The organism is Arthrobacter sp. ISL-5, assembly GCF_018613835.1.
Classification (GTDB): domain Bacteria; phylum Actinomycetota; class Actinomycetes; order Actinomycetales; family Micrococcaceae; genus Arthrobacter.
The window spans coordinates 35,615-57,927 of the sequence record NZ_JAGGPM010000007.1; the positions used below are offsets into that span (position 1 = coordinate 35,615).

Annotated in this window: 16 protein-coding genes and 1 riboswitch; of the genes, 12 read left to right on the forward strand and 4 right to left on the reverse strand. The window is 67.4% G+C overall.

Translation table 11 applies throughout. The features are described from left to right. The first annotated feature begins 51 nt into the window (after positions 1–51). Both J7I89_RS04150 and J7I89_RS04155 read left to right on the forward strand, forming a co-directional pair. Positions 52–420 (forward strand): helix-turn-helix transcriptional regulator, encoded by a 369-nt coding sequence (locus J7I89_RS04150; RefSeq protein ID WP_214967548.1) that lies wholly within the window; start codon positions 52–54, stop codon positions 418–420. Further along, the gene (locus tag J7I89_RS04155) at positions 417–875 is read left to right on the forward strand and encodes an SRPBCC family protein (protein ID WP_214967550.1); all 459 of its coding nucleotides are present in this window, start codon (positions 417–419) and stop codon (positions 873–875) included. Before J7I89_RS04150 ends, J7I89_RS04155 begins: the two co-directional genes overlap by 4 nt. A 100-nt stretch (positions 876–975) precedes the next feature. Here the strand turns inward: J7I89_RS04155 and J7I89_RS04160 are convergent, their stop codons facing one another. Beyond that, entirely contained in the window at positions 976–2,550 is a 1,575-nt protein-coding gene (locus J7I89_RS04160; protein ID WP_214967551.1) for an MFS transporter, read from the reverse strand. Positions 2,551–2,618: 68 nt separating this feature from the next. On the opposite strand from J7I89_RS04160, the gene J7I89_RS04165 reads away from it, so the two are divergent. From J7I89_RS04165 to J7I89_RS04185, 5 genes are all read left to right on the forward strand, one after another. Further along, positions 2,619–3,158: a TetR/AcrR family transcriptional regulator gene (locus J7I89_RS04165; RefSeq protein WP_214967553.1), complete on the forward strand. Its 540-nt coding sequence runs from the start codon at positions 2,619–2,621 to the stop codon at positions 3,156–3,158. Positions 3,159–3,262: 104 nt separating this feature from the next. Beyond that, positions 3,263–3,361: riboswitch (glycine riboswitch) on the forward strand. A gap of 191 nt (positions 3,362–3,552) precedes the next feature. Next, positions 3,553–6,411 (forward strand): aminomethyl-transferring glycine dehydrogenase, encoded by a 2,859-nt coding sequence (gcvP, locus tag J7I89_RS04170; protein ID WP_374101993.1) that lies wholly within the window; start codon positions 3,553–3,555, stop codon positions 6,409–6,411. 11 nt (positions 6,412–6,422) lie between these two features. Then, positions 6,423–7,571: a glycine cleavage system aminomethyltransferase GcvT gene (gene gcvT, locus J7I89_RS04175; RefSeq protein WP_214967558.1), complete on the forward strand. Its 1,149-nt coding sequence runs from the start codon at positions 6,423–6,425 to the stop codon at positions 7,569–7,571. A 205-nt stretch (positions 7,572–7,776) separates the two neighbouring features. Continuing rightward, on the forward strand, positions 7,777–8,160 hold the full coding sequence (gene gcvH, locus J7I89_RS04180; RefSeq protein WP_214967560.1) for a glycine cleavage system protein GcvH: 384 nt from the start codon (positions 7,777–7,779) through the stop codon (positions 8,158–8,160). 183 nt (positions 8,161–8,343) lie between these two features. Beyond that, on the forward strand, positions 8,344–9,771 hold the full coding sequence (locus J7I89_RS04185; RefSeq protein ID WP_214967562.1) for an L-serine ammonia-lyase: 1,428 nt from the start codon (positions 8,344–8,346) through the stop codon (positions 9,769–9,771). A 30-nt stretch (positions 9,772–9,801) separates the two neighbouring features. On the opposite strand, the gene J7I89_RS04190 is transcribed toward J7I89_RS04185, so the two are convergent. Next, a complete protein-coding gene (locus J7I89_RS04190) occupies positions 9,802–10,317 on the reverse strand; it encodes a TspO/MBR family protein (RefSeq protein WP_214967564.1) in 516 nt (171 codons plus the stop codon). Between the two features lie 118 nt (positions 10,318–10,435). On the opposite strand from J7I89_RS04190, the gene J7I89_RS04195 reads away from it, so the two are divergent. The 3 genes from J7I89_RS04195 (at position 10,436) to J7I89_RS04205 (ending at position 13,995) form a co-directional block, all read left to right on the forward strand. After that, complete coding sequence (locus tag J7I89_RS04195; protein WP_214967565.1) at positions 10,436–11,269, forward strand: DNA/RNA non-specific endonuclease; 834 nt, start codon at positions 10,436–10,438, stop codon at positions 11,267–11,269. Positions 11,270–11,376: 107 nt separating this feature from the next. After that, positions 11,377–12,450 (forward strand): peptidoglycan bridge formation glycyltransferase FemA/FemB family protein, encoded by a 1,074-nt coding sequence (locus J7I89_RS04200; protein ID WP_214967567.1) that lies wholly within the window; start codon positions 11,377–11,379, stop codon positions 12,448–12,450. Between the two features lie 48 nt (positions 12,451–12,498). Further along, a complete protein-coding gene (locus tag J7I89_RS04205; RefSeq protein WP_214967569.1) occupies positions 12,499–13,995 on the forward strand; it encodes a threonine/serine exporter ThrE family protein in 1,497 nt (498 codons plus the stop codon). 8 nt (positions 13,996–14,003) lie between these two features. Here J7I89_RS04205 and J7I89_RS04210 read toward each other — a convergent pair whose 3' ends face one another. Further along, complete coding sequence (locus J7I89_RS04210; protein WP_214967570.1) at positions 14,004–14,843, reverse strand: siderophore-interacting protein; 840 nt, start codon at positions 14,841–14,843, stop codon at positions 14,004–14,006. Between the two features lie 123 nt (positions 14,844–14,966). Here J7I89_RS04210 and J7I89_RS04215 point away from each other — a divergent pair, with 123 nt between their 5' ends. Next, complete coding sequence (locus tag J7I89_RS04215) at positions 14,967–21,032, forward strand: Ig-like domain-containing protein (protein ID WP_214967572.1); 6,066 nt, start codon at positions 14,967–14,969, stop codon at positions 21,030–21,032. Here J7I89_RS04215 and J7I89_RS04220 read toward each other — a convergent pair. Next, the gene (locus J7I89_RS04220; protein WP_251044923.1) at positions 21,004–21,747 is read right to left on the reverse strand and encodes a uracil-DNA glycosylase; all 744 of its coding nucleotides are present in this window, start codon (positions 21,745–21,747) and stop codon (positions 21,004–21,006) included. The two genes, J7I89_RS04215 and J7I89_RS04220, sit on opposite strands and share 29 nt — an antisense overlap. Positions 21,748–21,928: 181 nt before the next feature. Here J7I89_RS04220 and J7I89_RS04225 point away from each other — a divergent pair, with 181 nt between their 5' ends. Further along, entirely contained in the window at positions 21,929–22,291 is a 363-nt protein-coding gene (locus J7I89_RS04225) for a DUF3263 domain-containing protein (protein ID WP_374101994.1), read from the forward strand. Positions 22,292–22,313: the final 22 nt, after the last annotated feature.

Below are 22,313 nucleotides of genomic sequence, written 5' to 3' on the forward strand. Positions count from 1 at the left end.
ATGTCCGCTTGATTCCTTGACATCTCTCTCGTTCGGAGAATACTTAAGTACGTGCTTAACAATTCATCAACGGCAGACGCGGACCTCGACTCCGTGTTCCAGGCGCTCGCCGACCCCACGCGGAGGGCGATCCTGGTCCGCTTGTGCGAGGGGCCGGCGTCGGTCTCGGAGCTGGCCAGACCCTTTGCCATGAGCCTGCCCGGAATTGTGCAGCACCTTCAGGTCCTGGAGGGCAGCGGCCTGGTGCGCACAGAAAAGATCGGCAGGGTACGCAGCTGCAGCATCGAACCGGCCACTGTCCGCTTCGCGGAAGGTTGGCTCGGTGCCCGCCGGACCGCAGCAGAGCGCCGGCTCGACCGGCTGGAGTCGTTCCTTGATTCAGACGATCCACCCACAAACAGCACGAGGAGTACGTCATGATCACCCCTATCACCCATGCCAGCTTTACCTTGACCCGCAAACTCAATGCCCCGCCGTCGCGCGTTTTTGAAGCGTTCTCGGACCCTGCCAGCAAGAAGAAGTGGTTTGCCGGGCCGCCGGAATGGAGCCAGGGCGAATCAAGCCTGGACTTCAGGGAAGGCGGCAGCGAAACGGACGTCGGAGGTCCAGAGGGCGGCTTCGTTTCCACGATGCACGCCAGCTACTACGACATCGCTGAGAACGAACGGATTGTTTACACCTACGAGATGCTGCTGGACGGCAAGCGGACGTCTGTTTCGCTCAGCACGGTGGAGCTCCAGGCCGACGGCGACGGAACCCTGCTGACACTGACGGAACAGGGCGCCTACTTCACCGAGGAAGATCAGGTGGCCGGACGCAAGGAGGGGACCGAGGGGCTGCTCGACGCCCTGCAGGCCTTCGTTGAAGGCAGCTGAGAACCCAGTTGGCTGCAGCGGTCCGCCACCGCAGCCGCGGTGACGGGCCGCCGTCGGCCGGTCTCCCGCCGTCGGCACCCCTACTTGGCCTTCGGCACGCCTACTTGGCCTTCGGCACTTTGCGCAGCACGACGGCGGCAAGGGCTGCCGCTCCGGCCATGAGCACCAGCGCGATGGCCGCCGTGATGTGGACGCCGGAGTCGAACGCCGCGCGGGCCGCTGCCGCCAGGGACTCGGACAGCGGCGCGGGCAGCGTTCCCGCCAGCTCCATTGCGCCAGCGAGCGTTTCCCGGGCCCGATCCGCGGAATCGGCCGGGGATGCGTGCGTAACGGCGTCGGGCAGCAACAGGTGCCGCTGGTACGACGCCGTCAGGATCGATCCCAGGACAGCGGTTCCCAGGAGGGATCCCATTTCATAGCCGGTCTCGGAAATCGCAGCGGCCGCCCCGGACTTCTCCGGCGGGACGGCGCCCAGGATCATGTCGTTGGAGATGGTTTCGGCGGCTCCCACCCCTAGGGCAAGGACGAGCAGGGCTCCCAGCAGCAGGGCCGGTCCGGCCGAATGATTGCCGAAGGCCACGATGCTGTAGCCGGCCGCGCTTAACGACAGTCCGCCGGCCACCACGAAGCCGGGCCGGACCTTCCGCACGAGCGGCACCACAAGAAGGCCCGCCAGCACCGTGGCGGTCAGGGCGGGGAGCATCGCGGTCCCCGACGCCGACGGTGACATCCCTTCGAGCAGCTGCAGGTGCTGTGCGAGGAACAGGATGAAGCCGTTGAAGGAGAACAGTGCGAGCACGTTTGCCGTGATTGCCGTGCTGAACACGCGGTTCTTGAACAGGGACATGTCCAGAAGTGGCGATGCCAGCCGGTGCTGGCGCCGGACGAAGAGGAGCCCCATGGCAGCGCCGAACGCGATGACGGCCAGCGGCCGCATCCCCGGGCCCTCCGTGGCCAGTTCCTTGATGCCGTAGACCGCCGGCACCATGGTCAGCAGCGACAGGACAATGCTCGGCAGGTCCACCCGGCCGGGGCTGGGGTCCCTGGACTCCGGAATGAAGGAGGGGCCGAGGACAAGCAGCGGCAGCATGATGGGCACCGCCACGAGCAGCACCGCGCCCCACCAGAACTGTTCCACGAGCCAGCCGCCGAAAATCGGGCCGAGCGCAGCGCCGCCGGAGAAGCCGGCCGCCCACACCGCAACGGCCAGCCGCCGCCTGCCCGGATCCGGAAAAATGTTGCGGATCAGGGACAGCGTGGATGGCATGAGCATCGCGCCGAACAGGCCGAGTGCAGAGCGCCCAGCGATCAGCCATTCGGCGCTCGGAGCAAACGCGGTGGCGGCCGACACCGCGGCAAAGCCAGTGGTGCCGATGAGGAGCAGCCGGCGGCGACCGATCCTGTCGCCCAGGCTGCCCATGGCCACCAGGAGGCCTGCCAGCACCAGGGCGTAGGCATCCACGATCCACAGCAGCTGCACTCCCGACGGGTCCAGGCTGCGGGCGATGGCCGGCAAGGCAAAGGTCAGCGCCGTGTTGTCCACGGCCACCAGGAGGACCGGGAACATGAGCAGTCCAAGGGCCATCCAGTCGCGCACGCCGCCGTTGGCGGGTGTGGGCTGCCTGGTATCCCCGGAGGTGTACTGGGACTGCTGGAGGGCTGGAGCAGTGGTCATGAACGTAACTATACCGTCCAGACGGTACAGTTATAAAATCGAGGGCCCGAGCAGGCATGATGGGAGCCATGGCCAGAAAACCAGTTGCCCGCGGCGCCGTCCTTGATGCGTTTGAATCCCTCCTGATTGAGGTAGGGGAGCGTGCCGCCACCCTGGACGCCGTGGCCGGGCGCGCCGGCGTCTCCAAGGGCGGGCTGCTGTACCACTTCCCGAACAAGGAAGCCCTGATCGGCGTCCTGCTGGACCGGCTGGACGAATACGCGGAGGCGGACGCCCAGGCCATGGCCAAGGCGCAGGAAGGTGCCGCGGCCTACTTCATCAAGTCGTCGGTGTGGGCGGACACTCCGCTGGACCGCGTCATCGTGGCAGCCACCCGCCTCGCCGAAGTGGCCCATGAGGAGACCCGGCGCCGTTTCGCCCACATCCAGCAGCGGTGGCTCGACGAGATCGCCAAAGACGTGGGTCCGGGCCTTGCGAAGGCCGTGCTCTACATGGGGGACGGCCTGTACTTCAATGCCATGCTGTCGATCGGGCCGGCGGCAACTCCCGCGGAGACGGCCGCCGACGTCGAGAGCCTGCTGGCCGCGCTGGAACGGCTCCGCGGCTAGCGCCCACCACGCCGGTCGGCACCCTGCGAGACAGTTTGCGGCGGCCTTCCGGACGTAGGAGAATAGCCCCTGTGACTGTTGTCATCGCTAATTGAATATGCCTTTGATCTGCGGCGGGAGAGTTCTGCAAGTAGGTACAAGCAGGCGCCGTAGGAGCAAAACCTCCCCAGGAATCTCTCAGGCCCATGTACCGCCGCGGCAAGGCAACTCTGGAAAGCAGCAGGCTGCCCATCTGGAATGTTCCGTAACTACCCGGAGTGTCCAGGGCATGCTGTGCTCACCGACGGTGCAAGCGGGGCTGTGCGAAATCGCGGCTGCGCGGAAACTCTCAGGTCCCCAATACAGTGCGGGGAGGAACCCGAATCGATGTGGCGTACCCTGCGCCGCCTGAGTTATGGAGTTCCTTTTGACTGTCAATTCAGCCTCCACTTCCTTCGTCGACCGCCATATCGGCGCGCGCCGCGAAGCCGACGTCGACGCCATGCTCAAGGCTGTCGGCTATGACACCGTTGATGCGCTGGTTGACACGGCAGTTCCCAAAGACATCCGGCAGGATTCGCCGCTGCAGCTCGCCCCGGCATTGAGCGAAGTAGAAGCCCTCGCCGAGCTGCGCAGGATCGCCGCGAAGAACAAGACGGCCGTGCAGATGATCGGCCAGGGCTACTACGACACCGTGACGCCGCCGGTGATCCGCCGAAACATCCTCGAAGCCCCGGCCTGGTACACGGCTTACACCCCCTACCAGCCGGAAATCTCGCAGGGCCGGCTCGAGGCACTGCTGAACTTCCAGACCATGGTGCAGGACCTCGTGGGCCTGCCCATTGCCAACGCGTCGCTGCTGGACGAAGCGACCGCCGTGGCCGAGGCCGTGCTGATGATGCGCAGGGCCAACAAGAACAAGGAAGCCCACGACGGCAAGACCGTCCTGGACGCCGACTGCCTGCCGCAGACCATCGCGATCGTCAAGGGCCGCGCCGGAGCGCTCGGCTTCGAGGTCGAGGTTGCGGACCTGTCTCAGGGCCTGCCCGACGGCGTCATCAACGGCGTGGTCCTGCAGCAGCCCGGCGCCTCAGGGCGCGTGTTCGACCACTCCGAGGTCATCGCCGCCGCCAAGGAACGCGGTGCGCTCGTAACCGTGGCCGCGGACCTCCTGTCGCTGACCCTCATCACGCCTCCGGGCGAACAGGGCGCCGACATCGCCGTCGGATCCGCGCAGCGCCTTGGCGTTCCGCTCTTCTACGGCGGCCCCCACGCCGCTTACATGGCCGTCCAAAAGGGCCTTGAGCGGTCCATGCCGGGCCGTCTCGTGGGTGTCTCCAAGGACTCGGCCGGCGTTCCCGCCTACCGCCTCGCGCTGCAGACCCGCGAGCAGCACATCCGCCGTGAAAAGGCCACGTCCAACATCTGCACCGCCCAGGCGCTGCTGGCCATCGTCGCATCCATGTATGCCGTTTACCACGGCCCCGAAGGCCTGAAGGCGATTGCCGAAACCGCCCACGGCCACGCCAAGACCATTGCCGCCTCACTGAAGGCTGCAGGGCTTGGCGTCCTGCACACCAGCTTCTTCGACACCGTGACCGTGTCCGTTCCGGGCAAGGCTGCAGACATCATCGCCGCGGCCGAGGCCCGGGGGATCAACCTGCGCAGCATCGACGCCGACACCGTGGGCATCTCCACCGATGAAACGACGACGGCGGCAATCGTCGCGGACGTCCTCGGCGCCTTCGGTGCCAAGGCCGTTGACGCGACGGACGCCTTCTCCCTGGACACTGCCGTCGAACGTTCTTCCGCGTATCTGCAGCACCCGGTGTTCAACACGCACCGCTCCGAAACCCAGCTGCTGCGCTACGTGCGCAAGCTCTCGGACCGCGACCTCGCCCTGGACCGCACCATGATCCCGCTGGGCTCCTGCACCATGAAGCTGAACGCCACGGCCGAGATGGAAGCCATCTCCTGGCCGGAGTTCGCCTCCATCCACCCGTTCGCGCCGGATTCGCAGACCGAGGGCTGGCGGGAACTGATCGCCGACCTCGAGGCACAGCTGACCGAGATCACCGGCTACGACCAGGTCTCCATCCAGCCGAACGCCGGCTCCCAGGGCGAGCTTGCCGGCCTGCTGGCCATCCGCGGCTACCACCGCTCGCGCGGCGACGCGCAGCGCAACGTCTGCCTGATCCCGGCCTCGGCCCACGGCACCAACGCTGCCTCCGCCGTCCTGGCCGGCATGAAGGTGGTGGTGGTGGCCACCGCCGCCGACGGCACGATCAACCACGCCGACCTGAACGCCAAGATCGAGCTGCACAAGGACGCGCTGTCCGCGATCATGATCACCTACCCGTCCACCCACGGCGTGTACGACGCCGACGTCCGCGAAGTCTGCGACGCCATCCACGCCGCCGGCGGCCAGGTCTACATCGACGGCGCCAACCTCAACGCCCTCGTCGGACTCGCCCAGCCCGGGAAGTTCGGCGGCGACGTCTCCCACCTGAACCTGCACAAGACCTTCTGCATCCCGCACGGCGGCGGCGGCCCGGGCGTCGGCCCGGTCGCGGCCAAGGCCCACCTGGCCCCGTTCATGCCGGGCAACGCGGCAACGTGGACCGAAGGCAACGACGTGCCGATCTCCGCTTCGCGCTACGGCTCCGCCGGGGTCCTGCCGATCTCCTGGGCCTACGTGAAGCTCATGGGTGGTGCGGGCCTGACCGACGCCACCAAGTCCGCGCTGCTCGCTGCCAACTACGCCGCCGCCAGCCTGAACGACTTCTTCCCGGTGCTCTACACCGGCGAAGGCGGACTCGTGGCGCACGAGTGCATCCTGGACCTGCGCGCCCTCACGGCCAAGACCGGCGTCACGGCCGAGGACGTGGCCAAGCGCCTGATCGACTACGGCTTCCACGCGCCCACGCTGGCGTTCCCGGTGGCCGGCACCCTGATGGTGGAGCCCACCGAATCCGAGGACCTGGGCGAAATCGACCGCTTCATCAAGGCCATGATCGCCATCCGGGCCGAAATCGACCAGGTGGCAAACGGTGACTTCACCGTTGAAAACAGCCCGCTGCGCAACGCACCGCACACCGCGGCGGCCGTCATCAGCTCGGACTGGGCCCGCGAATACCCGCGGGAGCAGGCAGTCTTCCCCGTCCACTCCCTGAAGCAGGACAAGTACTTCCCGCCCGTGGGACGGATCGACGGCGCCGCCGGTGACCGGAACCTGATCTGCTCCTGCCCGCCCATCGAAGCCTTCGAAAGCTGAGGATCCGCCCCATGTCTGAGAACCACACGGCCCTCTACGAAGAGCACAAGAAGCTGGGTGCGTCCTTCACCGACTTCGGCGGCTGGCAAATGCCGCTCAAGTACAGCTCCGAACTGGCCGAACACCACGCGGTCCGGAAGGCTGCAGGCATCTTCGACCTCTCCCACATGGGCGAAGTCTGGGTGACCGGCCCCGACGCGGCAGCTTTCCTGGACTACGCCCTGGTGGGCAAGCTTTCGGCGATGGCCGTCGGCAAGGCCAAGTACTCGCTGATCTGCAACGAGGACGGCGGCATCATCGACGACCTCATCGTGTACCGCCGGCCGGCAGACGCGGAGGGTCACAACCGGTTCCTGGTGGTGCCGAACGCCGGTAACGCCAAAGTGGTGGCCGCGGCTCTTGCCCTGCGTTCGGCCGGCTTCGAAGTTGTCGTCGACGACGTATCCGCCGGCACATCGCTGATCGCCGTCCAGGGACCGAAGGCCGAGGAGATCCTCCTCCGGCTCGTTCCCGCGGCCCGGCACGAGCTCGTTACCGGCCTGAAGTACTACGCCGCCGTCGAGGTCCCGTTCCTCGTGGCGGGCGCCGGCCAGGAACTGCTGCTCGCCCGGACCGGCTACACCGGCGAGGACGGCTTCGAGATCTTCGTGAACAACGACGACGCCGCCGCCCTCTGGCAGGCAATCGTCGCCATCGCGGACGACGGGGAGCTGACGCCCGCTGGCCTGGCCTCCCGCGATTCGCTCCGCCTCGAAGCCGGCATGCCGCTCTACGGCAACGAACTGTCGCTCGAAGGCGACCCGTTCGCCGCCGGTCTGGGTCCCGTCGTCGCGCTGTCCAAGGAAGGCGACTTCGTGGGCAAGGCCGCCCTGGCCGCCAAGAAGGAAGCAGGCGCCGGCTCCACGTCGGGCCGCAAGCTCGTGGGCCTCAAGGGACTCGGCCGCCGCGCCGGCCGCGGGCACTACCCGGTCCTCAAGGACGGCAACGTCGTAGGCGAAGTCACCTCCGGCCAGCCCAGCCCCACCTTGGGTTACCCGGTTGCCATGGCTTATGTCGACGTCGAATACACCGAACCCGGCACCGCGCTGGACATCGACCTGCGCGGCAAGACGGAGCCGTTCGAAGTCGTCGCACTGCCTTTCTACAAGCGCGTCAAGTAGTCCAGCCAGTACCTCAGCGGGCCGGGTGCTTCAGCGGTACCCGGCTCCGGGGCCGGCTGGCCCCGGTTTTCCCTGACCGAGCTTGCGAGGTTAGGGGGACGGTGGGGTGTACGAGCGAGCACGCGGAGGATGGCGAACCCCCGCCGCGTAAGCCAGCCACAACAGATTTAGCACCAACGACCGCATCGAGACTTAGGAAAAACACATGGCAAAAGTTGCCTCTGAACTGCAGTACTCCGACGAGCACGAGTGGGTTGCCCGGGAAGCCGGGAACATTGTGTCCATCGGCATCTCGGCCGTTGCCACGGACGCCCTCGGCGACATCGTGTATGTTGACCTGCCCGAGGTCGGCTCGGCCGTGACCGCGGGGGAGACGTGCGGCGAGGTGGAGTCCACCAAGTCCGTTTCGGACCTGTACTCCCCGGTGACCGGCGAGGTCACGGAAATCAACCCCGACGTCGTCGAGGATCCGGCGCTGATCAACAGCGATCCTTACGGCGCCGGCTGGCTGTTCAAGGTGGCTGCTGAGTCCGATGGCCCGCTGCTCTCCGCGCAGGACTACGCCTCCAAGAACGGCGGCGAGCTGTAAGTTCTGCCGGCCCCGCCGCGGCAAAAACCGCGTAGCGTGGATTAAAACAGTACGACGGCGGACGGCCGCCACAAGCTGCCGCACGCCGTCGTACTGACCGATTGCCAGCCGCGACCCGCGGCCAAGCAGTCCTCCGGCAGGACCATCTGCCGGGCCACAGTTAGACCTAGTTAGGAACCGACAATGGCTGTTGGAGTCTTTGACCTCTTCTCCATCGGAATAGGCCCATCCAGTTCACACACGGTAGGTCCGATGCGGGCTGCCGCGGTGTTCGCCGAGGAACTCAAGGCATCCGGCGATCTGGACCGGGTGGCGTCGCTGCGGGTGGACCTGTACGGCTCGCTGGCGGCGACCGGGCACGGCCACGGCACCATGACGGCCATCATGCTCGGCCTGGAGGGCTTCCACCCCGAGTTGATCCTGCCTGACGAGGTGGAGGAGCGGCTTGCGGCCATCGCCGAGACCGGAACGCTGCAGCTCGCCGGTGCTGGCGATGGGAACGGTGTTCCCTTGCCCTACGGCGTGAAGGACATGGTCCTGCGCCCGCTGACCGTCCTGCCGCGGCACACCAACGGCATGACCTTCACCGTCTCCGACGCCGACGGCGACGTGCTGCACAGCGCCACCTTCTTCTCGGTGGGCGGCGGCTTCATCGTCCGCGAGGGCGAGGAGGACGCGGCGCTGAAGGAACTTGACGAGTCCAAGAAGGAACTGCCCCTGCCGTTCCGCACTGCAGCCGAACTCCTGGGACGCTGCCAGTCCAAGGGCCTGTCCATCGGCGAAGTCATGCTCGTCAACGAACGTGCCTCCCGGTCCGAGGAGGAGATCCGCGAGGGCCTGCTGCACATCTACTCGGTGATGGAGGGCTGCGTGGAAACCAGCCTCAAGCGTGAAGGCCTGCTGCCCGGCGGGCTGAAGGTCCGCCGTCGTGCGCCGGACTGGCACGAACGGCTGCTGAAGGAGAGCCGGGACCATGGTCCCGACTACCGGGACCCGAAGTACTGGCAGGAATGGGTGAACCTGATCGCCCTGGCCGTGAACGAGGAGAACGCCTCCGGCGGCAGGGTGGTCACGGCCCCCACGAACGGCGCCGCGGGCATCATCCCGGCCGTGCTCTACTACGCGCTGCACTTCGCTCCCGGCATGGACAAGGCGACCCAGCAGGACCGCGAGGACGTCGTGGTGAAGTTCCTGCTCACCGCCGGCGCCATCGGGGTCCTCTACAAGGAACAGGCCTCCATCTCCGGCGCCGAGGTCGGGTGCCAGGGCGAGGTGGGCTCGGCGTCGTCGATGGCGGCCGCCGGCCTGGCCGAGGTGATGGGCGGCACGCCGGCGCAGGTGGAGAACGCCGCGGAAATCGCGATGGAGCACAACCTGGGCCTGACCTGCGATCCGATCGGCGGGCTGGTCCAGGTGCCCTGCATCGAACGCAACGCCATCGCCGCCGCGAAGGCCATCAACGCCGCCAAGATGGCCCTCTGGGGCGACGGCTCGCACCGGGTCTCCCTTGACGAGGTCATCGTGACCATGCGCGAGACGGGCAAGGACATGAGCTCCAAATACAAGGAAACCGCCATGGGCGGCCTCGCCGTCAACGTCGTGGAGTGCTGATTACGCAGCGGTGACCGAGCCGGCCGCAGCCTAGTTGTGTGCGGCCGCCCACACGTTCAGGCTCACGGCAAAGACCACCCAGGACAGATAGGGCAGCATCAACAGCCCGGCTGTCCGGCTGATCGGCCCAAAGCAGAGCACCGTGGCGGCGACTGCCAGGGCAAGGGCCACGATGATGGCGAGCGCCAGCCAGAGGGCAGCCGACCCCAGCGCCGGATACAGCCCGAAGAACACCGGCGTCCAGGCCAGATTCAGGGCCAGCTGCACGCAGTACACGGCGAGCGCCGTCCTGCGTCCGGGGGCGTCGCTCCGCCACACGAGCCAGGCGGCCACGGCCATCCCCGTGTACAGCGCTGTCCACACCGCACCGAACACCCAGTTGGGCGGGGACCAGGGAGCCGTGTCCGCCGTTGCATACCAGCCGTTGACGTTGCCCACGGTGACCTGGGAACCCAGGTAAGCGACCACGGCAGAGGCGGCCAGGAACCCAAGGAGGGCTGCCGCCTGGACGGCCGGTCCGCCGCGGCCGTGGTCGTTGGGTTCCATGGTTCAACAGTTGCCACGGGAGGACGGAGAGTCAAGCCGCAGCGCTGGTGGCACGCCCGGAGGCGGACAGATCGGGCCCGCCCTGTGAACTGTCCGACGCCGGTGCGACCATGGACCCATGGGCAGAGGATACGATCCCGGCTTCCTGCGGGTGGCCGTTGAGCTGCCCTGTCCGGACCGCCCCACCGTCCTCCTCGACTACACCCACTTCTCCGTCCGGCTGGTGCCTGCGCGCAGGCTGGCCGCCCTGGTGGGCGTCAACATCAACGGCCGTGAGCTGGTGCCGCTTGACCGGATTGGAGTCTGGCACTTCGACTCCAGGGTGCCCCGGAGCGTGCAGGCCGGGCCCGAGGTCTACCGCCACAACGGCCTGGACCGCGGCCACCTGGTCCGGCGCCTTGACCCCGTATGGGGTGATGACGCCACGGCACGGACCGCCAACCAGGACACGTTCGCCTATCCCAACGCCGCCCCGCAGGCATCGGACTTCAACCAGGGCAAGGAACTGTGGCTCGGGCTGGAAGACCATGTGCTGAACCATGCCGGTGAGCACGATGCGCGGATCAGCGTCTTCACCGGGCCCGTCCTGGCCGACGACGACGTGCCGTACCGGGGAGTCCAGATACCGCGGAAGTTCTGGAAAATAGCGGCCTGGACCATGGAGGGAACGCTGGCTGCCGCGGGTTTCCTGCTGGACCAGTCTCCGCAGCTGGGGAAGGAGGAACTGGCGCAGGCCATCCGGGAGCGGCTGCTGGCGGACGAGCCGCCGCCCCTTGGTCCGTTCCGCGCCTTCCAGGTCCCGGTGCCGCAGATAGCGGGGCTGACCGGAATACCGCTCACCACGCTGGCGGAGGCCGACCGCATTTCCGCCGGTACAACCCCAGGCGGCACAGGGCCCGGCGGGGAAGGCAAGGCGGTGATCCTCACCGACCTCAGCCAGATACGCCTGTGAGCAGCGTGGCATGCGTCCAGCCACCGGCAAGGCAGGGCAGATAGACTTGAGGCTGCCTCTCCGGGCACCTGCTGAAGAAACGTACGCGAAGATTGGACACGGCACACTTGCGAGAATTCACTGCCCGCTTTGCCTCCGCCGAGGAGGTCGCCAACTGGGACTCCCACGTCACCGCGAACCCGAACGGCGGAAACCTGCTTCAGTCTGAGGCGTTCGCCGACGTCAAACAGCACTTCGGGTGGAAGACACTCCACCTCGTCTATGAAACGGCTGACTACACGAGCTACAACCTGGTGCTGGAAAAGAGCTTTCCGGTGCTGGGCAAGCTGTGGTACCTCATCAAGGGGCCCGATGTCGCCGCCATCGAAGACATTCCGGGCATCGCTGCGGCCAACGCAGACTTCGTCAAGAGGGCCCGGCTGGGCGTGTTCGCCATCAAGATCGAGCCTGACATCGTGCACAGCGACTCGGCCCGGGAAGTCATCGAAAAGGCCGGGCTGGTCAAGACCCACAACCTGCAGCCCAACGACTCCACGGCTCTCCTGGACATTTCCCCGGACGAGAACCAGCTGCTCCGGAACCTGCATTCGCGGGGCAGGAATGCGGTCCGGCGCGCCATCCGCGAGGGTGTCGACGTGCACAACGTGGATCCCACCGAGGAAAACTTCAGGGCCATGTATGCGCTTATGACCAACACCGTGGAGGCAAAATCCCAGGTCCGGGTCCGTGAGTATGAGTACTACCGCCAGTTCTGGACGAATTTCGTCAAGCGCGGCCAGGGCCGGCTTCTGTTCGTCTACGAAAACGGCGTACCGTCAGTGGGGGCGTTCGTGATCAACTATGGGCACAAGGGCACGTACAAGGACGGCGGATCCCTCCAGAAACGCAGCCAGTACGGCGACTCGCACCTGGTGCAGTGGACGGCGATCAACCAGCTCAAGGAACTCGGCTGCACCGAATACGATTTCTGCGGAACCCCGCCCAGCGACAAACTCAAGGACACATCCAACCCGTTCCACGGACTGGGGCTTTTCAAGACCAGCTTCAGCAAGACGGTCACCGACTTCGTTGGGTGTTACGACCAGGTCATCAGCCCGCTGAAATACAAGGCGTGGATGGCAGCGGGCGAGCGCGTTGCCCGGCAGGTGTACACCCGGCGGACGGGACAGCAGTTCTACTAGGCCGCAGGCTCTAGTAAAACCACAGGCACGGCACGGAGGGAGGCCCGAATGACCAAACAACCCCGCGGCGTCAAGAGACCGCAGACGGACGGGCTGCCCAAGACTGAGCCTCTGACACCTTCACAGGTGCACCAGAACGCGGCGGCCAAGCGCATGCTGCGCCGGCTGGTCCAGGGGGAAAACCCGCCAACGGCGCCACTGAGCATCGTGGACCGGCTCGCCGGGAGCCCCTACGCCAACCCGATGATCCAGGTCAGCGGCATAGACACCTCGGCACGCAAGACCATGGACTTCGTGCTGCACCTCGCCGAATCCATGTTCCGGTACGGCGCCGGTGCCCTGGAAGTGGAGACCAGCATCATCGCCGTCACCGCTGCCTTCGGCCTGAAGAACATCGAGGTGGATATCACCAACCAGTCCGTGGGCATCAACTACGCGCCCAAGGACCAGACGCCCATCGCGCTCCTGCGCGTTGTCCGTTCCTGGACGAACAATTATGCCGGGCTGGCCCAGGTCCACCAGCTGGTCACCGATATCGTGGCCGGAGGCGTGGGCCGGGACGAGGCCGTCCGGCGCCTGGACGAGATCGTCCGCAGCCCCAAGCCGTTCCCGCGCTGGATGGTGACCGTCGCGTTCGCCGTGTTTTCGGCGGTGTTCGTGGGCGTGATCGGCGGCGGCCTGGGCGCGTCGGCGGTCGCGTTCGCCTCCAACCTGCTGATCAGCCTGCTGGCCCGGAAGCTGGGCCGGTGGCGGACGCCTGACTTCTTCATCACGGCGGCCTGCTCCTTCGTCGTCACGGTCATCGCGCTGCTCATGTGGAGGTTCGGCAGTCCTGTGGGGGTCCGGCTAGCCCCCGCCATTGTGGTGGTGGGCGGCATCCTGCTGCTGCTTCCCACCGGGCGGCTCGTGTCCTCGGTCCAGGACGCGATCAACGGCTTCCCCGTCACGGCGGCCGGCAGGTTCCTGTCCACTCTGCTGACGTTCGGGGCAGTCGTCGCCGGGATTGCCGTCGCGTTTGTGGTGGGGGACAGGACCGGCATGGAGCCGATCGACGTCACGGAGACCTTCCCGCCCGCGTACCCGCTGTGGGCGCAGGTCATTCTGGTTGCCATCGCCGTGGTGGCGATCGGCATCACAGAACAGACGGACTGGAAGCTGCTGCTTCCGACGGCGGCCGTGGGCGTGATCGGCCACCTGGTCCTGATCGGCGCGGAGATGCTCGGCATCGGCCCGAACTTCTCGCCGGCGCTGGCCGCTGTGGTGATCGGCCTGCTCGCCCGCGTGGTGGCGTTGAAGATGGGCGCCCCGCAGCTGGTGGTCGCGGTGCCTGCCGGCCTGATTCTGCTGCCCGGCCTCACCATTTTCCGCTCGATGTATGTCCTGACCATTGAGGAATCCGAGATTCTGCTGGGCGCCGGCGGGATGCTGAGCGCCGGGGCCATTGTGTTCGGCGTGGCCGGCGGGATCGTGCTCGGCGACACGCTCGCGCGGCCGCTCACCCGGAGCCTTGCGAGCAATGAACGACGGCGGGCCCGCCGCCGCTAGATCGTGGCCTAGATTTTACCGATCGGCAGCTTCTTCTCGGCCTGGAAGTCATCCTCGACGCGGCCCATGGCCCAGTAGCCGGACAGCGACACCTGGCTGCGCTCGAGGCCGCGCTGGCGGAACAGCACCTCGCGCAGGCCCTTCATGTAGCCGCGCTCTCCGTGGGCAAAGACATCAACCCTGCCGTCGGGCCACGCGGCGTCTCGGACGGCGTTGACCAGCAGGTCGCTGCCGCCTGCGGGGGCGCCGTCGCGTTTCAGCCAGACCAGCTGCAAGGCTGCCGGCGCGGCGATCGGCTGGATATCGGCGTCGGTGTCCACTTCCAGGAACGCCAGGCCCCGGGCGCCGGCCGGCAGGGACTCGATGACGGCGGCGATCGCCGGCAGGGCGGCTTCGTCGCCGGCCAGAAGGTACCAGTCGGCAGCAGGATCAGGGTTGTAGCCTCCGCCCGGTCCCGTGAAGATGAGGGCATCGCCGGGCCGGGCCGCGGCCGCCCATGGCCCGGCCAGGCCTTCGTCCCCGTGGATGACGAAGTCGATGGCCAGTTCGCCGGCCGCCAAGTCCACCCAGCGCACCGTATAGGTCCGGGTATGCGGCCACAGCTCCCGCGGCATCGATTCGCGGACGGCCCACAGATCCAGCGGCTCGGGGTAGTCCACACCCGGCTGGGGGAAGGCGATCTTGACGTACCTGTCCACAAAGTCGTTGTTGACGTACTCCGCGAAGCCTTCGCCGCCGGCGACAATGCGCACCATGTGGGCCGAAAGCTGCTCCCGGCGCAGGACGGTCAGGTTGATCTGGGGACGGGATTTCCGCGTGGCGGATGTAGCGGCGGGAACAGAAGTCATGTAGGTAAGCCTAGGCTAAGTCCGGTGCCGGCTGGAGTCCTGCTACCCGGCGGGTTCGCTAGATTACTGCACTTGTTGGTCTAATTGGGGTGGACTTCATCGCATCTCACCCGGGGGACTGTCATGCCAACGCCACGGAACTTCTTCGCCGCCCACAGGCGGTTGCTTCAGGGGACGGGCTTCTCAGCGGTGACCGCCCTGCTGGCGGCGGCGGCATTTCTCTATCCGGGCGTCAAGTCAGCCGATGTGGACCTCAACGACGGCGGCGTCTGGGTGACGAACAAGAGCGTCGGGATGACCGCCCGGCTCAACTATCCGTCCAAGACCCTGGACGGTGGCGTGACGCCGGCGGCGGCAGGCTTCGAAATCCTCCAGCACGACGGCGAAATACTGGTGGACGCCGGCTCGTCCCTGACGGCCGTGGACCCGGCAGCCATGCGGCTCGGCGAACCGGTCATGCTGCCCGGGGGCGTCACCGCCGCTTCCGGGCAGGGTGCCTACGTCTTCAGCGATCCGGGCACGGGGGAGGCCTGGCTGGCTTCGACCGACACCGTCCGGGGCTTTGACCGGCAGACCTCGGAGCCGGTGGTTTCCGGGGCGGCGAACCTCCGGGCCGTAATCGGAGCGGACGGGGCCGCCTACATCGCCAACCCCGCGGCACATGAGGTCAGCCGGCTGACCGTCGAGGACGACGGAACCGCCGGGGACAGGGCCACGGCGTCCTACGGCGATTTCTCTGCCGTGAAGAATCTTCAGCTCACCACGGTGGGAGCAGATGCCGTGCTGCTGGACACCGATTCGGGCCGGCTTTACCTGCCCGGGGGCCGGACGGTTGACCTGCCCGACGCCGAGGGGTCTCGGCTGCAGCAGCCCGGCCCTGCCGGCAGCTTCGTCGCCGTGGCCACGCCGGAGGGCCTGATCGAACAGCCGCTGGACGGCTCCGGGGCCGCCACAAAGCCCTCAGGCGGGAACGGAAATCCGGTCAGTCCCGTGCAGCTGGACGGCTGCGTGCATGCGGCCTGGAACAAGAGCAACCTGTACCTTCGGGACTGCGCCGACGACGTCCACGACAAGCTGACGGATGTCCCGAACGCCAACAACAAGTCCGATCTGGTCTTCCGGGTCAACCGCAGTGTTGTGGTGCTCAACGACACCAACGGCGGCAACGTGTGGCTCGTCCAGCAGGCGATGCAGCTTGTCAACAACTGGCAGGATCTCCAGACGCCGCCGAACAGGTCGGAGGAGGAGAAGGAAGACGCCGCCGACCAGAACCCGCTCAATCAGCTCCCGGACCGCACCAAGGCCAACCGGCCGCCCAACGCCCAGGATGACGTCTTCGGCGTCAGGCCGGGCAAGACCACGCTGCTGACTCCGCTGGACAACGACTCGGACCCGGACGGCGACCTGCTGACCCTCAACGTCCTCGGCTCGGGGCCGGGCAACGGCACGGCGCAACCCATCTACAACGGCTCCGCCCTGCAGATCAGCGTGCCCGAGAAAGCATCGGGAACGTCCGACTTCGAATACCAGGTGGACGACGGCCGGGGCAAGACCGCGCAGGCCAGGATCAGGGTGGCCGTGCGGGCCGACTCGGAGAACGGTCCGCCCACCCAAAAACGAAAAACCGTCATCCTCCTCGAACAGGGAAAGTCCTTCAGCCAGAATGTGCTGACGGACTGGACCGACCCGGACGGCGACGACCTCTTCCTGAAAGCCGCAACGGCCGACAACGGCAATGACCAGGTCCAGGTGCGCCCGGACGGCCTGCTGCAGTTCCAGGACGTCGGCACCACCCTGGGCCGCAAGGAGGTCACCCTCCGGGTGTCTGACGGCCGGACCGAGAGCGAGGGCAAGATCACCGTCGAGATGCGTCCCCGCGGGAGCCTGCCGCCGATGGCAAACCCCGATCACCTGAGCGTTGTAGCGGGCCGGGACGCGGTGGTTTCTCCACTGGAGAACGATTTCGACCCCGCCGGCGCCACGCTGCGGCTGGCCCGGGTGGAGGGTCCTCCGGCCGCCAGGGTGTCCCCCCATTTTGACTCCGGCACCTTCGTTTTCAATGCTCCGGCTGCCGGCACTTATTACGTGACCTACCAGGTGACCAACGGGCCTGCGAGCCAGTTGGGGCTTGTCAGGATCGATGTCACCAACGGCGGAACCAGCGGCGCCCCGGTGGCCGTCCGGGATGTCGCGCGGCTCCCGCAGGGCGGCCACACCCTGGTGGATGCGCTGGCCAACGACATCGACCCCGCCGGCGGCGTGCTCGTCATTCAATCCGTCAGCGTTCCTTCCGGATCACCCCTGTCCGTGGCCGTCCTTGACCACAGCGTGCTCAAGATCAGCGATGCGCACGGTTTGGCCGCACCGGCAACGTTCACGTACACGGTGTCGAACGGCCTTGAGAGTTCGGTCGGCGAAGTAACCGTTCAGCCGGTGCCTGCACCGGCACGGCTGCGGCCGCCCCGTGCGGTGCCGGACGAAATCACGGTGCGCGCCAACGACGTCGCCACCGTGAATGTGCTGGCCAATGACAGCCACCCGGACGGGGCAACACTGGCGCTGAAGCCGCAGCTTGCCCAGACAGTTGAAACCGCCGACGGGCTGCTGGGCGTTTCCGGCGACGTCCTGCGGTTCAAGGCCGGCCCGACGGCGAAGACGGTGCACGCCATCTACGTCGTCCAGGGTCCGGACGGCCAGGAATCCTCCGCGCAGGTCACCATCCGCATCAAGGGCGGCGGCGCCGACCAGAATTCCCGGCCTGAACCGAAGAACCTGACCGCCCGCACCATCGCCGGGCGCGCCACCCGCATCCAGGTTCCGCTGGACGGCATAGACCCCGACGGCGATTCCGTATCGCTGGTCGGCCTGGACAAGGCCCCGGCCCAGGGGACCGTCACCGTCGGCGCCACTTACCTGGAGTACACTGCGTCGGCGAAGGCCGCCGGGCAGGATGCCTTCAGCTACGTCGTGCAGGACACGTTCGGCGTCCGCAGCACAGCCACCGTGGCGGTGGGCATCGGCGCCGCAACCGCGGCCAACCAGCAGCCGGTGGCGGGCGATGACGCGGTCACCGCCCAGCCCAACAGACACGTGGCCGTGGACGTGCTGCACAACGATGCGGACCCGGACGGCGACCCCCTGGCCCTCGTGCGCGGTGGAGTCGAAGCGGATGCCGCGCTGAACGCGTCGATAGAGGACGGAAAGGTGCGGTTTACGACGCCGGACTCCGCTGGCGCCGTCGTCATCCGTTACCGGATTTCCGACGGAAGGGGAGGCCAGGCGACGGGCACCCTGAAAGTCGACGTCACGCCCTCCGCCCCCCGGAAGGCGCCGATCACCCGGGACGACCGGGTGTCCTTCGCGGAAACGCTGGGGAAGTCCGCCGTGGACGTTCCCGTGCTCAAGAACGACGAGGACCCCGACGGCGTGACCTCCGACCTGAAGGTCATCCTGGGCGCCGGAACCACCGACGCGGCGGTCCGCGGCGACGGCACTGTCAATGTCACCCTGCTGCCCGGCCCCCGCATCATTCCCTACACGGCCACGGACCTGGACGGCCTGGCCTCCACGGCGTTCATCCACGTGCCCGGGACGTCGGAGCAGCGCCCGGCGCTGAAGAGCCCGGCCCCCTTGGAAGTGGTCAGCGGCGGGGAACTGGCTGTCGACCTGAACGATGCCGTGGTGGTCCGTCAAGGCCGCAGCCCGCGGCTCACCGTTGATTCGCGCGTGTCGGCGGTGGCGGCCAACGGCAAGCCGCTGGTCAAGGATGCCGCCTCCCTGGTCTTCACGTCCGCCGACGATTACGCGGGGCCGGCGTCCCTGACCTTCGAAGTGGCCGACGGCCCCGTTGAAGCGCCGGATACGCTCACGTCCGTGCTGACCATCAGCATCAACGTGCTGCCCGATCCGAACCGGAACCACCCGCCGGCCATTTCCTCCACCCGCGCCAGCGTGGTCAAGGGCGAGGAAACGGAGGTGCAGCTGGACACGCTCATATCGGACCCGGACCAGGCTGACAGCGGCAAGCTCAAGGTGACGCTGGGCAGCCAGCTTCCTCCCGGCATCAGCGCCAGCGTGGACGGGACCACCCTGAAGATCAGGGCCACAGCGGATGCGCCGGAGCCGGGAGGCACCCTGCCGCTGACCGTCACGGACCCGCGCGGACTCTCGGCACAGGGGACCGTGGAAGTGAGCCTGACGCCTTCGCTTCGTCCGCTGCCCGTGGCCAACGACGACGAAGTGGCGGAGGCCAGGGCCGGCGAAAACCGGCGAGTCCAGGTGCTCGCCAATGACGTCAACCCGTTCGCCGACACACCCCTGACGGTTGTCAGTGCCGTGGTGGAAACCGGCGACGGCACCGCAGCCGTGTCCGGGGACGCAGTGGACGTCCGTCCCGCGGAATCGTTCGTGGGCACCATGGTGGTGCGGTACCGGATCCAGGACAAGACAGGGGACGCCCGGCGTGAGGCGGACGGGCGGATCAGGCTGACGGTCAAGGCGAAACCGGACAAACCCGGCACTCCCGTGGCCACCGAGGTGCGGGACAGCACCGTGGTGCTGAACTGGACGCCGCCTGCCGCCAACGGCTCGGCCATCACCGGCTACCGGGTCACGGGGACCAACGGAGTTTCGCAGCTGTGCCCCGCCAACACGTGCACCATCGGATCACTCACCAACGATGTCGAATACACGTTCAGCGTGGTTGCGGTGAACGGTATCGGTGAATCCCCGGCCTCGGAACGTTCCGCTCCGGCCCGCCCGGACCAGCGCCCGGAGGTGCCCCAGGCGCCGTCGCTGTCCTTCGGGGACAAGCAGCTGGCCGTCAGCTGGCCGGCTGCCAAAACCACCGGATCGGCGATCACTGACTACGAGCTTCAGCTTTCGCCGGCTCCTCCGGGGGGCTCCGCCGTGCGGTCGGCCGGGCCCGGGCTGAGCTACACGTGGACCGGGCTGGCGAACGGCACGTCGTACCGGGTCCAGATCAGGGCCAAGAACAAGGCGCCCACGCCCTCGGAGTGGAGCCCCTTCTCGGCCGCGGAGATCCCGGCCGGGGTGCCCGCCGTCCCCGGCAAGCCGAGCACCACGCTCGCGACGTCGGGGGCCAACAGCTCGGTCATCCAGGTCAGCTGGGCGGCGCCGGACGGCAACGGTGACGCCGTAACCGAGTACACCGTGGTGTCCTCCCATCCCGGTTCGCCCGACGCCTCGCAGGTTGTGCCAGGCGGCCGGACCAGCGCGCTCTTCACCGTGGGCAATTCGGACGCCGGCTACACCTTCACCGTTGCCGCGCGGAACAAGGCCGGATATTCGGCCGCCAGCGCCGCGTCGGACCCGCGCAGGGCCGTGGGGGCCCCCGGCCAGGTCAACGGCCTCCGGGCGGATCCGCTGGACAACAGCGCCCAGCTGACGTTCAGCGCGCCTTCCGCCATGGGCGGGGCGGCGGCCGGAGAAACCGTGTATGAATATCGGGTGAACGGCGGCCAGGTGGCGGCCGTGCCGGCCAACAAGGTGATTACCGGCCTGGCCAACAACGGCACCTATACGATCGGCGTCCGTGCCACGAACGTGGTCGACGGACAGTCCTACCCGGGTCCCTTCACAGACGCCAATCCGGTGGCTCCCTTCGGGAAACCGTTCCAGGCCATCACGGACGGCTTTCACTACGGCAACACCCAGGTGAGAACCACCGTGGCCCCGCCGGCGGCGAACGGCAGGCCGGTGGCGAGGTTCGAATGGAGCAGCCGGTATCCCGACGACGGCAGGACCGGGCCTTCCGGCGTGCTTCCCGCCGGCGGCGGTGAAATCTTCGCCGGCGACAAACCCGATCAGAACGTCCAGGTATTCATCACCACGGTGGACAGCGACGGCAACCGGAGCGACGTGCTGCAGGCCGGCGGCCGGACCTACCAAAACGTCAGCTTCACGGTCAACGGTGAGTTCGGTGGCCTGTGCGCCTGGACCAGCTACCAGGCCAGCGGCGCTGACAACCAGGTGAACTGCCTCGCGGACGGCGGCGAGTGGATGGCCAACGGCGAGGTGCGGCCGATCAACTGTGCGGGCACCAACGCGACGTACACATTCCGGGGCTCTTCGGCAAACCAGTGGGCCGTCAAGAGCGGGTATGCCGCGGCCAGGTACGTACGCATAGCCGGCCAGTCACTCAGTGCCCAGCCGCTGACCTGCCAGTAGGCCGCCCTGCCCGTGACAGGGCCGGAAGCTCCCAGTCCACCGCGCCGGCGCCCTGCTCCGTCAGCAGGGCGTTGGCGCGGCTGAACGGCCGGGAGCCGAAGAAACCGCGGGACGCCGACAACGGGCTTGGGTGGACGCTGGCCACGACGGGCGTGTCGCCCAGCAGCGGCCGCATTCCCTCCGCGTCCTTGCCCCACAGGACGGCGACGAGGGGGAGCCTTCCGCCCTCGGCGGAGCGGCGGCCTGCGACGGCGGCAACCGCCGCCGTCGTGATGGTTTCCCAGCCCTTTCCGCGGTGGGAGCCGGCGGCGCCCTCGCGGACGCTCAGGACCCTGTTGAGCAGCAGGACGCCCTGCCCGGCCCACGCGCCCAGGTCGCCGTGGACGCGCGCCGGGAGCCCGAGGTCGGCCTCTAGCTCCTTGTAAATGTTGGCCAGGCTGCGCGGGATGGGATGCGTGCGGCCGTCCACCGAAAAAGCCAGCCCGACGGCATGTCCCGGTGTGGGGTACGGATCCTGGCCGACGATCAGTACCCGCACGTCCGCCAGCGGCTGGCGGAACGCGCGGAGGACGTTCGACGGCGACGGCAGCACCCTGTGCCCCTCCGCCACCTCGCCGGCCAGGAAGGACAGCACCGATCTCAGCTCCGCCTCCACACCGGCCAGGGCCGCGGCCCAGTCAGGAGCCACCAGCTCGTCCAGGGGCATCGCCGCCATTTCGGCAAAGCCGACAGTCTCCGGACCGGCCTGCTCCAGCTCAAACAAGGGTTCAGGTTCAGTCACCCACTCATTCTGCCCTCGGCGGGGCCACGACGTCACACGGCGTAAATGACAATGCTGTTATTCGTCCGTAACATGGGGGTTGGGCTTTTTACCGGATTCAGCGAAGGAGGGTGCAGTGGCAGAGCCGTTGCAGGACCATCTCGCAGGCCAGTTCGCGGCGGCTGACGCAGCGCCGGACACCGCATCGCAGCGTGGCGCGCTGCTGGAAGACTTCCAGTTGCGGGACTCGCCGTTGAGTGGGCGGGAGCAGCAGATGCTGGCTCTGGAGCGGCAGTGGTGGAAGTACGCGGGAGCCAAGGAACAGGCCATCCGCGAGCTGTTCGACCTCTCGGCGACACACTACTACCAGATCCTCAACGCACTCATCGATACCGAGGCTGCGCTGGCCCACGACCCCATGCTCGTGAAGAGATTGCGTAGACTACGAACGTCACGCCAGCGGGCCCGCACTGCACGCCGCCTGGGATCTGACGCGTAAACGCCAGTGCCGGACCGCCGGC